Source organism: Stenotrophomonas sp. SXG-1 (genome assembly GCF_014083965.1).
In the GTDB taxonomy this organism is placed as follows: domain Bacteria; phylum Pseudomonadota; class Gammaproteobacteria; order Xanthomonadales; family Xanthomonadaceae; genus Stenotrophomonas; species Stenotrophomonas geniculata.
Genome location: NZ_CP046588.1, coordinates 623,349 through 635,025, shown reverse-complemented (window position 1 = coordinate 635,025; position 11,677 = coordinate 623,349). Strand labels below are relative to the sequence as shown.

General features: G+C 66.3%; 9 protein-coding genes. 1 reads left to right on the top strand and 8 read right to left on the bottom strand.

Translation table 11 applies throughout. The annotated features are described in order from the left end of the window. Nucleotides 1-2 precede the first annotated feature (2 nt). The 4 genes from GOC52_RS02820 to GOC52_RS02805 form a co-directional block, all read right to left on the bottom strand. Nucleotides 3-1,037, bottom strand: a complete 1,035-nt coding sequence (locus GOC52_RS02820) for a fimbrial protein (protein ID WP_043397861.1) — start codon at nucleotides 1,035-1,037, stop codon at nucleotides 3-5. Beyond that, nucleotides 1,028-3,592: a fimbria/pilus outer membrane usher protein gene (locus GOC52_RS02815; protein WP_010482000.1), complete on the bottom strand. Its 2,565-nt coding sequence runs from the start codon at nucleotides 3,590-3,592 to the stop codon at nucleotides 1,028-1,030. The genes GOC52_RS02820 and GOC52_RS02815 overlap by 10 nt, the downstream gene beginning before the upstream one ends. Nucleotides 3,593-3,684: 92 nt before the next feature. Further along, nucleotides 3,685-4,413, bottom strand: a complete 729-nt coding sequence (locus GOC52_RS02810; RefSeq protein ID WP_049411192.1) for a fimbrial biogenesis chaperone — start codon at nucleotides 4,411-4,413, stop codon at nucleotides 3,685-3,687. Between the two features lie 85 nt (nucleotides 4,414-4,498). Next, nucleotides 4,499-5,038, bottom strand: a complete 540-nt coding sequence (locus tag GOC52_RS02805) for a fimbrial protein (RefSeq protein WP_010482005.1) — start codon at nucleotides 5,036-5,038, stop codon at nucleotides 4,499-4,501. Between the two features lie 459 nt (nucleotides 5,039-5,497). Between GOC52_RS02805 and GOC52_RS02800 the strand changes: the two genes are divergently transcribed. Beyond that, complete coding sequence (locus tag GOC52_RS02800) at nucleotides 5,498-5,863, top strand: hypothetical protein (RefSeq protein WP_010482007.1); 366 nt, start codon at nucleotides 5,498-5,500, stop codon at nucleotides 5,861-5,863. Nucleotides 5,864-5,888: 25 nt separating this feature from the next. Here GOC52_RS02800 and pncB read toward each other — a convergent pair whose 3' ends face one another. The 4 genes from pncB to gspD form a co-directional block, all read right to left on the bottom strand. Further along, nucleotides 5,889-7,067 carry a nicotinate phosphoribosyltransferase gene (pncB, locus tag GOC52_RS02795; protein WP_010482009.1) on the bottom strand — a complete coding sequence of 393 codons (1,179 nt, stop codon included), beginning with the start codon at nucleotides 7,065-7,067 and terminating at the stop codon, nucleotides 5,889-5,891. Nucleotides 7,068-7,174: 107 nt separating this feature from the next. After that, nucleotides 7,175-8,014, bottom strand: coding sequence for a glycosyltransferase family 2 protein (locus tag GOC52_RS02790; protein ID WP_010482011.1), 840 nt, complete (start codon nucleotides 8,012-8,014; stop codon nucleotides 7,175-7,177). Next, nucleotides 8,011-8,865, bottom strand: coding sequence for a glycosyltransferase family 2 protein (locus GOC52_RS02785; RefSeq protein ID WP_049411189.1), 855 nt, complete (start codon nucleotides 8,863-8,865; stop codon nucleotides 8,011-8,013). The genes GOC52_RS02790 and GOC52_RS02785 overlap by 4 nt, the downstream gene beginning before the upstream one ends. A 606-nt stretch (nucleotides 8,866-9,471) precedes the next feature. Next, complete coding sequence (gene gspD, locus GOC52_RS02780; RefSeq protein WP_099560092.1) at nucleotides 9,472-11,673, bottom strand: type II secretion system secretin GspD; 2,202 nt, start codon at nucleotides 11,671-11,673, stop codon at nucleotides 9,472-9,474. Between the last annotated feature and the right edge of the window lie 4 nt (nucleotides 11,674-11,677).

Below are 11,677 nucleotides of genomic sequence, written 5' to 3'. Positions count from 1 at the left end.
CCTTACTCGTACTGGATGGTGAACGTGGCCTGGCCGTTCGCGACACCGGCGCCGACCGTGCCGGCCTGGGTCTGCACATAGCGCGCGCGCAGCGGCAGCGCCATGACGCTGGTGCCCGGCGCGGTGGTGCCGACGTTGATGGTCTGGCCGAAGCGGACTTCGCGCTCGGTGGTGCCGTCACGCTGGACCATCTGGATGCCGATGCGGGTGGCGCTGTTGCTGGCGGCGCTCAGCTTCAGCACGCCCGGCATGTTCGAGCTGTCCTGGTCGGCATCCAGGCGGATGCCGATCTTGCTCTGGTAGGCCGCAACATTGCTGCCCTGGCAGTTCAGGCGGATCTCGAAGTCACGATTGACCGCCTTGGAACCGACACCGGTGAAGCTGGTGTTGGGCACACTGCCGAAGTCGACGGCAATGTTCCGGCTGCCGGCCTGCACTTCGCAGGTCGGGCTGACCACGGTGGTGCCCGAGCCCTTGAAGGTCGAGGTCAGCACCGGACGACTGGCGCCATCACCGTCGAAGTAATAGGTGGTGAAGCGACCGTTCGGCGCGATCACGCCCGAGCCGGTCTGCGCGGCGGTCTTGATCAGCTGGATGCGGAAGGTGCCGCCGATCAGCGAGATGGTGGCGTTGCCGGCAAAGTTGATGGAGTGCGGATAGTAGGTCTGGATGGCGCCGGAATCGCGGAACAGGCGGATGCCCACGCCCGCAACGTCGGTTTCATACACATTGGAGAACCCGGCGACCGGCCGACGCTGCGCTGCGTTGACGTACTCGCCGATGGAACGGCCACCGGACCAGTCGCAGCGCGCGACGCTGTTCTGCTGGGTGATCGATTCGCTGATTTCCTTGATCACGCCACCGACCGGCGTGCTGGGCAGGATCACGATCTGGCCCATGTCCATGGTCACGTCCTGCGCGGTGAACCAGCTGGACTGGATGCGGCACGACGCACTGGCCTGCTGCGCCAGCAACACACCACCGAGCACGGCCACGGCAGCCAGCGCCTTGCGGCCTCGGGAAGAAATCATCGGCATGCTGCCTCCAGCGGGATGAAGCCGGTCTTGGACGCATCGGCGCCCGCCGGAACCTGGTAATCGACGGTGCAGCGCTGGTCGGCGCCTGCGCCCCATTCCACCAGCAGGCGGCCCTGGTTCTTTTCACTGCGCACGTACAGGCGGCCGCCCTGGCTGACCATGCCCACCGGCTGGCCCTGCTCGTCCTTGACCTGCGCACCGAACGGCATGGTGCGGCCATCCGGGTTGCGCACCTGGATCAGCAGCGCGTTGCCCTTGCGGGTATCGAAGCGCAGGTAGCTGATGGCACCGGCGAACGGCGCGATCGACTGGCTGGTGCTTTCCAGCTCGACGTCGTGGGCCATGCCCTGCGGGTCGAGGGTGACGGTGTTGAGGCGGTACGGCGACACGTACGGCACCACGGCGTAGCCGCGGCCATCGACGCGCAGGCCCGGGGCGTTGCTGACGATCGCATCGCGCGCGCCCGGTGCTTCCACCAGCACCATGGTGTCGCCACGCTGCGGGGTGAAGGTGAAACCACCCGGATGCACGACCACGCTGCCATTGGCACCCACCGAAGCCTGACGGAAGTCACGCGAGTGGCTGTAGCTGGCGTTCAATGCGGAATAGCGGCTGCGGTATTCGACGTTGCCGATCGCGGTGGTGCTGCCCTCGCGGGAATCGGACAGGGCCGCGCCATAGCTGAAGTTGTTGTCGACACCGGCCGAACCGGTGATGCCAACGCGGCTGTTGTCGTAGCCCCCGCGGTCGCGCACGCCAAGATCAGCACTGAACGACACCGGGTGGGTACCACGGCCCAGCGGCACGCTCATCGACAGCAGGTACTGGGTATCCGAGCGGCCGAGTACGCCCTCTTCGGTGCGCAGCGCCGAGAAGCCGTAGTTCACCGAACGCCAGGCGTTGTTGTAGCCGACCTGGTACTGCTTGGAGGTGCCGGAACGGTCGTAGAAGTCGCGCACCGAGCCGGTCACGTACAACGCGCCTCCCCGACGGCCCAACGGCTGGTTCAGGGTCACCTGGAACTGGCTGCGCTGGCGGCCACGGGTGGTCGGATCGATGCCGCGCTTGTCCGAATCACGGCCGTACAGCGCATCCTGCAGGCTGTAGAAGCCTTCGGTTGAATAGCGGTAGGCGGCCAGGGTCAGGTTGGTCCCGGTCTCGCCGATCATGTTGCTGTAGCTCAAGCGCACGCTGGCACCGGTGTGGTTGCCGTAGTGGTCGAACGTCGTACGTGCGTGGGTGACGTCGGCGGCGAACGCGCCAACCGGCGTGGACAGGCCGACGCCGTACAGCAGCGACAGGTAGCCGTCGCTCAGTGCACTGCCGCCGTACAGCGTCAGCTGGTTGCCGATACCGCGCTGGTAGGTGCCCTGCACCAGCCACGGCTCATCGGCCAGCAGCTTGTTGCGCACCTGGCCGGCGGTCAGCGAGTAACGCGACACGCCTTCGCGCAGCATCTGCGGCACCGAACCGAACGGCACCTTGAATTCGCGGCGGCGGCCATCGGCCTCGATCACGCTCACTTCCAGATCGCCGCCGTAGCCGGTCGGGTATAGGTCGTCGATGACGAAGCTGCCCGGCGACACGGTGGAGGAGTAGATCAGCTGCTCGTTCTGGCGCACTTCGATGCGTGCATTGGTCTCGGCGATGCCGCGCACGACCGGCGCGTAGCCGCGCAGCGAATCGGGCAGCATGCGGTCGTCGCTGGCCAGGCTGGCACCGCGGTAACCGATCGAGTCGAACAGTTCACCGGTGGTGTAGGCCTCACCGATGGTGAGCATGCCGCGCACCTGCGGAATGCCGCGCTGTGCATAGGTGGCGATGCTCTGCCAATGGCGGCCATCGCCCTCGGACCAGGTCAGGTTCGAATCGTGGCGGAACTGCCAGCCACCCAGGTTCATGCCGGCGTTGAGGCCGAGGTAGGCACTGCGGTTGCGCTGGCCACCTTCGACACGGCTGTCGCTGTCGATGGCATTGAAGCTGTAGCCGACGAAGCCGGCATTGATGCCGCGGTCCCACAGCGCCGGGTTGACGTAGCCGCGTGCCTCACGGCGCAGGAACACCTGCGGGATGCTCAGGTCGTAGCGCAGGTTGCCGCTGTCATAGACACCATAGGCATTGGCCATGCGCTGCTGGACCGGCACGCAGCTGGTCTTGTCGGTCGGCACGGACGGATCCTGCTGCAGCAGCACGGCTTCGCTGTCCACGCCCATTTCTTCCAGCATCGGCAGCGGCAGGCAGGCGTCGACACGACCCTGCGCATCGGCCTTGAACTGCAGATCGCGACGGCCCTGCCAGGCACCGTTGACGTAGACGTCGACCCGATAGTTGCCGGCCACCATCGGGTTGCCGTTGCTGAAGGCCGCCAGGTCGACCTGCTTGGCCTGGCCAGACAGGAAGCTGGAATTGAACTGGGCCGACTCCGGTGCACGCGCATTGGCCGCACCACTCTGCGCCATCAGCGCCTGTTCGCCGAGATTGGCCGGGGCAGCCAGCGCCCATCCTGGGCAGGCCACGCCAGCAACCAGCAGGCAAAGCGCCTGATGGATCGACAATGTCAATCTGTTTCCGATCACACTGACATTCCTTCAATTCGCCGCACAGCGGCGGTGGCGGGATGCGCAGGCCAAGGGCCAGCGCGGCGCGTTCAGCCCCCGGTGCTGCCGAGGCGGATGGTGTGTTCCACCCGGCCGCCGTAGTCGTTGATGGTGATGAAGCGGACCTGGTCGGTGCCCGCCGGTGCGGCGAACTCCAGGCTCTGCTTCGGCGCGACCATCGCGCCCTTGTCCTCGACGGCCTTTTCACTGCTGCCGGTCACGGCATGTACTTCGGCCAGAGTGACGTGGAAGGGGCTCGGGTTTTCCACCCGCAGGCGGTCGCCCGTGCGGGTCCAGCGCAGCGCTGCCGGCGCGTCGTTGGCGACGCCCTTCAGGCCCTGCGGCCGGTAGAAAAGCTTCAGGCGCGAACGGAACGCGACCTGCAGGTAATTCTGTTCGCCGCTGTCGGCGTTGTCCGGGGACGGCGGAACATCCAGCACGTTGAGCCAGAACACCGACTCACGGTCGGTCGGCAGCTGCGCGCCGGAGAAGATCAGGCGAAGCGCCTGGCTGCGGCCCGGTTCGACGCGCGCGATCGGCGGCGTCAGCACGAACGGGGCATCGCTGGTATCGGCGGTCTGGTTGGCGTCGCCGCTGTCGATCCAGGCCTGCACCAGCGCCGGCGAATCGCCCACGTTGTCGACCTGCACGGTGACTTCGCGCGCCTGCGCCGGATAGATCACTCGCGTGCCATTGACCACCACGCCGGCCAGAGCGTTCTGGCAGAAGGGCAGCGTGAACGCTGCCAGCAGCAGCGCCCGGGGAAAGATTGCTTTCATCGGAAGTACTACGCTCGAGGTATGTGGCCTGGGGCCGCGATGCACTGGCCGGCGCGTACGCCGGCCAGTGCGGGTACGACTACGATCAGTTGTAGATGATCGTGTACTTGACGCTGCTGGTGACGTCGCCCGGGGTGGCGGCGGCAGTGGCGTAGTACTCAGCGTAGTAGTTCAGGTTGGCGGTGCCGTCGCCGGCCACGGTCACCCACTGCGAGTTGTCCTGGGCCAGACCGGTGCCAGCCGCCTTGATCGGCAGGAACGTGTTGTTCGAGCCCAGCAGCTGCAGCTGCACGTTGGTGGCAGCGTTGGCCGAAGCCTGGTTGACCAGGCGGCCGCTGTTGAAGTCAACGGTGGAACCCGGCTCGAAGTAGGTGGCGACGTTGCCGGCGCTGCACTTGCTCAGGTTGATGGCGAACGGGGTACGGCCCGCAACGGCACCGGCGGTGGCCAGGGTGTTCTTGGACACGGTCGGCAGGTTGACGGCGAAGTCCTTGCCGCCCGGGGTCGAGATGGTGCAGGTCTTGTCGGTCACCTTGCCGTTGAAGGTGATGGTGCCGTCGGCGGCGTTGGCGGCCAGCGGAGCGGCGGCCAGCATCAGAGCGGCGATGATATTGATCTTGTGCATTCGCTTTTACCTAACCCTACTGAAGAGATGAGAAGTAGAGGAGGAAGCAAGGAGCACTGCCGGGCTATCAAGACCCATCCTTGCGTCTCACCTGTGGCCGGACTCGGACATACCTTCCCCTGAATCCGTGACGCAAGTATAGGCACAACTGTGATGAAAGTCTCATTATTTTTCTGAACGCCAATTCATTGACGCTCTAAATGTGACGTGATAGGCGAAATCGAGATTCAGGGAGCGTGGGGAACGTGACGGTGGCCGGATCAGGTCACAAACGACCCCGCATGACGCTCCTGGTGACGCGTTCGGCATGCGCGGAAACAGGCCTTTTTCAGGTGGAAATCGCCTTATTTGATGCGCATCACTCTTTCTTGGTGATGGCCCTAGCAGATTCGGATTTGTCCTATTAAAGACGGATCGAACCTGTCGCTAACTAGGACACACCGAACCAGAGAACGTGTCATGAGGAACTCCATTCTGCTGTGCGTGGCCCTGATGTCCGTCAGCGCACTGGCCCAGGCCAGCAGCGGCAGCATCCGTTTCAGCGGCCGCATCGCCGAGCCGGGCTGCACGACGGCCCTGTCCCAGGGTGAGCTGAGCCTGGCCGCCTGCCCGCCGTCGGCCAAGGGCTCGACGGTGGCCGTGACGGCCCTTGCCGATGGCCAGGCCGCAACGCTGCGCGACGGCAAGCGCCAGGGCCAGAAGCTGTCGGTGTCGGCCAGCGCGATGCGCGCCGGCGATATCGCCTTCTCCGAGCGTTACAGCGTGCAGGCTTCCAAGCAGCAGCCGCTGCAGGGCGCCTACCTGGTGGTGGTCGACTACCTGTAAGCCGGCGTGCCGCAAGCCGACGCGTTTACGCCGGCGGCAGCTCGAAGACCTGGCGCAGATAGGCCAGGTAGCCCGGGTCGTCGCACATGCTCTTGCCCGGCGAATCGCTGAGCTTGGCCACCGGCTGGCCGTTGCAGCGGACCATCTTGATCACGATGTTGAGCGGCGTTGGCCCCAGATCATTGGTCAGGTGGGTGCCGACGCCGAAGGCGACCTGGCAGCGACCACGGAAGTAGTCGTACAGGCGCATCACCTTGGCGATGTCGAGCCCATCGCTGAACACCAGCACCTTGCTGCGTGCATCCACCCGGCGCTGCTGGAAGTGCGCCAGCATGCGGTCGCCCCAGTCGAACGGATCGCCCGAGTCGTGGCGGACACCGTCGAACAGCTTGCAGAAGTACATATCGAAGTCGCGCAGGAACGCGTCCAGGCCGACCACGTCGGACAGCGCGATGCCCAGATCGCCGCGATACTCGCGTGCCCACGATTCCAGTGCCGCCACCTGCGAATCGCGCAGGCGCGGGCCCAGCGCCTGGAAGGCCTGCAGATACTCATGGGCCATGGTGCCGTGCGGGGTCATGCCGTACAGGCGGGCGAAGTGCACGTTGCTGGTGCCGACCAGCTGCGGGCCGAGCGCGTCGCGTAGCAGCGGCAGCAGACGGGCGTGCCAGTCACGCGAGTAGCGGCGGCGGCTGCCGTAGTCGGCAATGCGGCACTGCTCGAAGCCAGGGGTATCGCGCAGCAGCGCGGCCTTGGCCTGCAGGCGGCGCTCACCCTCGGCGAAGTCGGCGGTGGTGGTGTTGCGGAACCAGACTTCGTTGATGATCGCCAGCAGCGGCACTTCGAACAGGATGGTGTGCAGCCACGGGCCGGTGATGTCCAGTTCGATCTCACCGGGCACGGTCTTCGACGCGCGTAGCTGGATGTACTTGCGGTCGAGGTGGAACAGGCCGAGGAAATCGGCGAAATCCGGCTTCACGAAGCGCAGGCCACGCATGTAGTCCAGCTCCGCGTCGCTGAAGCGCAGGCTGCACAGGTGGTCGATCTCTTCGTCGATCTGGTCGATGTAGTGGGCCAGGTCGATGCCGGGCGTGCGGCACTTGAATCGGTACTGCACCTGGGCACCGGGGTGCTGGTGGAGCACCGCCTGCATCATGGTGAACTTGTACAGATCGGTGTCGAGCAGGGACTGGATGATAGGCATGGGGCGGATTATGCGCCCGGCGGAGTGAACCGTGGGCGCGCCCGCCTTCCGTAGAGCCGGGCCCACGCCCGGTTGGATTGTTGCCTGAGCCGCGCGTGGGCTCGGCTCTACAACGACCTGCGCAGCAGGCGCGGCACCAGCATCAGGGCGTGCGCCCAGATCGCGCCCCACACCGCCACCCGTACCGGCAGCGAACGCTGCCTGGCCTCGAACTTCTGGAAATAGCGCCACAGGCCCTTGTGCTTGTGCCATTCAACGAAGAACGGCCGCGAGCGGCTGGAGACGCCACGAACGTGGGTGACCTGCAGGTCATTGGCGATCGCCACCACCGCCCCGGCTTCGCGCGCGCGCCGGCACAGGTCCAGGTCTTCGGCGTGCAGACGATAGCCCGCGTCCCAGCCTCCGATGCAGTCGAACAATGCACGCGGCATCATCAGCAGCGCGCCAGACAACGCCGGCACCCGCTGCAGCACCTGCTGCGGGTCACGCGGCACCGCCAGCTTCGAGCCCTTGCCTGGCGAGCGCAGCATCATCAGGAAGTCCGGATCGCGGCGGCGCACGGCCTCGTCGGCATGGCCCTGCTCGTCGACCTGTTCGACGCCGAGCAGGCAGTCGCCCAACGCTTCGGCACGGGCGCGCAGTGCGGCCAGTGTTTCCGGTTCAACCATCAGGTCCGGGTTGATGAAGGCCAGCCATGGGCTGTGCGAATCGGCCACGCCCTGGTTGTTGGCGGCGGCAAAGCCGGGATTGTCCGGATTGCCGACGAAACGCACGCGCGGGTCGTGGCTGGCATGGCGCTGCACGATATCCAGCGTGCCATCCATCGAGCCATTGTCGATCACCCGGATCTCGGCCACGTCCTGCGCCTGGCGCAGGCGCGAGAGGCAGGCATCGATGGTGCTGCCACTCTGGTAGGTGACGACGATGGCGGCAATGGCAACATTCAAGCAGGAGGCTCCGGCGCGGAAGACGGGATGAACAGGTCCCCCTGTTCCTTCGGCATTATCGCCTGCCGCATGCGCTGCTGCAGGTCGGCACGCAGCCCGTGCAGTGGATCATGCATCAGGAAGTCAGCCAGCCGAGGCACCCAGCCCGGCCAGCGTGCGGCCAGGGCCTCGAGATCGCCATCACGGCTGACCGCCTCCCCTGCCCGGCTGACGAAGGCGGTCTCGCACAACACGTTGCGCCATCCCAGGCCGGCCATGCGCAGGCTCAGGTCCACCAGCGCCGCGTTCCAGCCGGCATAGCTGTCCACGTCCAGGCCGCCGGCACGCCGGCGCGCGTTGCCCCGCACCAGCACCGCGTGGGTGACCGCCGACGGCAGCTCCGGGTGCAGCGCTGGCAGGCCGGCACAGGTCTGCGCCAGCAGCGCGGCATCGTCGGGTTCCGGATTGATCTCGCCCAGCCGGGGCCACGCAGCGGTTTCGCCGGCATTGCACCATGGGGTTGCGGTCGCGATGGCGGCATCGCGGGCGAAGGCGTCCTGCAGCTGCTGCAGCCAGCCCGGTGCTGGCACGCTGTCCGGTGCCAGCACCGCCACGTCCATGCCATCGCAGGCGCGCAGCATCTCGTCCAGGTGGGCGACTTCACCCAGTGGCCGTGCACGCCGGGTGTACTCGGCCTGCAGTGGCGTGTGCGCTAACCAGTGTTCCACCACCGCCTGCGCACGCGGCCCGGTCTGCGCGTCGTCGGCCAGCCAGACCGCGGTCCCCGGCGCGGTGCCCGCATCCAGTGCGGCCAGGCAGCGGTCGAGCGCGGCATCGTCCACGCACAGCGGCAACAACACGATCGCCCCCATCCCGCCTCCGTGGTTGTCGGTAGCCACAGACTAGCACTGGGAGGGTATCGGCCGGGTTGCACCCGGCACCCGCCTCAGGCCAGGGCAACAGCAACAGCCGAAGCAAAAGCTGGGTTCCTGGGGGTTGGCGGGGTGGGTCCGGTTGCGGGGGACGCTGCAAGTACGTCCATGTAAGCTCGGTCGCCGCATCCATGCGGCTCACGCCCCCGCAACCGGACCCACCCCGCCTTCGACAGATTTCCGCGACCTGCCTGCTCTTCTGTAGAGCCGAGCCATGCTCGGCTCAGATCTCACAGATATCGAAATATTCGATTTCGATGGAGAGTCATCCACGCATGGCGTGGATCGTGTCGACCAAGGTCGACACCTACCAACAGCAGCAGGAAACTGTCGAAGGCGGGGCACTGTGGGTTTGCGGGGTGTGAGCCGCATGGATGCGGCGACCAAGCCCCCATGGACGGGTTTACGGCGTCCCCGCAAACCCACAGTGCCCCGCCATCCCTCAGTAAACCCGCTGTTGCTGTTGCTGTTGCTGTTGCTGTTGCTGTTGCCGTTGCTCCAGCTTCAGCCTCTGCGGGTGCAGGGCGCAGCCCTGCCGCAACCCCCTTACTTCTTTGCGCGCGGCTGGTTCAGCGGTTCCATCGCGCGGAAGCGCTGGCTGTACTCGTCGGTCAGATTGCGCGCTTCCTGGCTGTTGCGCACGATGCTCGGGGTCAGCAGCACGATCACTTCGGAACGGCGGCTGGTGCGGCTCTTCTGCCCGAACAGCGCGCCCACCACCGGAATCCGGCTCAGGCCGGGAATGCCGCTGCTGCCATCGGTGCCCGAATCGGTGATCAGGCCGGCCAGCATGATGGTGTCGCCGCTCTGCACCGCCGCTTCGGTCGACAGCTTCTTGGTCGAGATGCGCGGGTTGCAGTTGCGCTCCTGCGGGTTGCAGTTCTCCGGCACGTTCGAGGCGCTGCTCACTTCCTGCACGATATCGAGGAACACCGTGCCGTCGCGCGTCACGCGCGGGCGCACCTTCAGGATCACGCCGGTGTCGATGTACTGCACCGAGCTGTAGCTGCTGGTGCCGATGCCGGTGTTCACCGTAGTCGTGTTGATCGGCACCTTGTCGCCCACGTTGAGCGTGGCCTCGGCGTTGTTGCGCACGAACACCGAAGGGGTCTGCAGCAGGCGTACATCGGTGACCTTGTCCAGCGCGCTCACCACCGCTGCACCATTGTGGCCGGTGAACGCCCAGCCCAGGCCTTCGCCACCGGTCGCGGCACCGGCGAAGCTGCTCCAGGAGCCACCCGCTGCTGCCGGCAGGGTCACGCCGCCCAAGGCTCCCGTCAGTGCACGCCCGGCCACGGCGTTGTCAAAGAACCAGTTCACGCCGTACTTCAGGTCACCGTCCAGCGAGACTTCGGCCACCTGCGCTTCGATGTGCACCTGCAGCGGCATCACGTCCAGCTTCTCGATCACCTCGCGGATCGAGCGCCAGGCTTGCGGGGTCGAGCGCACCAGCAGGGTATTGGTTTCCTCCACCGCCGACACGCCCACGCGATCGCCCTCCACTTCCAGGCTGACGCTGACGTTGCCGGACTGGCGCTGCGGCAGGTTCATGCTGCCGTTGCCGGCACCACTGGAACCGCTGCCCGGGGTCGAGCCGAAACTGCTGCTGTTGTTGCTGTCCATGCCACGGTCGCCGTCGCTGCCCAGCTGCGACGGCATCGCACCCGGGGCCAGCGAGGCCGGGCTGGAACCGCCACGGTTGCCGCTGCTGGCGAAGGCTTCACTGAGCCGTTCGGCCAGGTCACGCGCCTTGATGTAGCGCAGCTCGTAGGAGAACAGGCGGGCACTGCCACCGGCAGTATCAATGCGGTCCAGCCACTGCTGGATCTGGTCCAGGTAGCGCACCTGCGGGGTGATCACCAGCACCGCGTTGGCGTTTTCCAGGGGCAGGAAGCGGAACATGCCGGCGCTGGGCGTCTTGCTCTCCTCGCCGAACACTTTCTCCAGGTCGGCAGCCACCTGTTCGGCCTTGCCCGACTGGATCGGGAACACGCCCACCGACATGCCCGACAGCCAGTCGACGTCGAAGATCTCGACGGTGCGCATGTAGTTTTCCAGCTCGGCGCGGGTACCGCCCAGGGTGATCACGTTGCGGCCGCTGTCGACGTTGACGATGGCATTGGGCCGCGCATACGGCTCCAGTACCTTCTTCATTTCGGTGGCGGAGATGAACTGCAGCGGGATGACCCGTACCTCGAAGCCTCGCGCACTGGCAGCGGGCGCCGTGCTCGGCGCGACCGTACCGGCCAGCGCCTGGTCGGCGGCGACGATGTTGTAGCGGCCACCACTGTAGACCATGCGTGCGTTGTTCCAGCCCAGCACCATCTCCAGCAGGTTCAACGCCTGCGCCGGCGACACCGGCTTGGGCGTGGCCAGGGTGACCGTGCCCTGCACCCCCGGTGCGATCACGTAGTTCTGGCCCAGCATGTCACCGAGGATGGCCTTGACCACCGCATGCACCGATTCGCCTTCGAAATTGAAGGTTGCTTCACCGGTGCTGGCGCCATGCAGTGCTGGTGCCGGTGCGCGTGCTGCTTCGCGGTTGATCATGGTGCCGGTGCCACGGCGGATCACTGCCTGCGGAGCGCCCTGGGCGTCACGGGCAGCATCCGCGGCGACGTTGGCCGCCTGGCCGGCCTCGGCAGTGGGCGACAGATTGCCCTTGCGCTGCACATGCGGCGCGGACACGGTGCTGCAGCCGACCAGCAGCGCGAGGGCAAAGGACCAGGGAAGGAAACGCAGGCTCATGCAT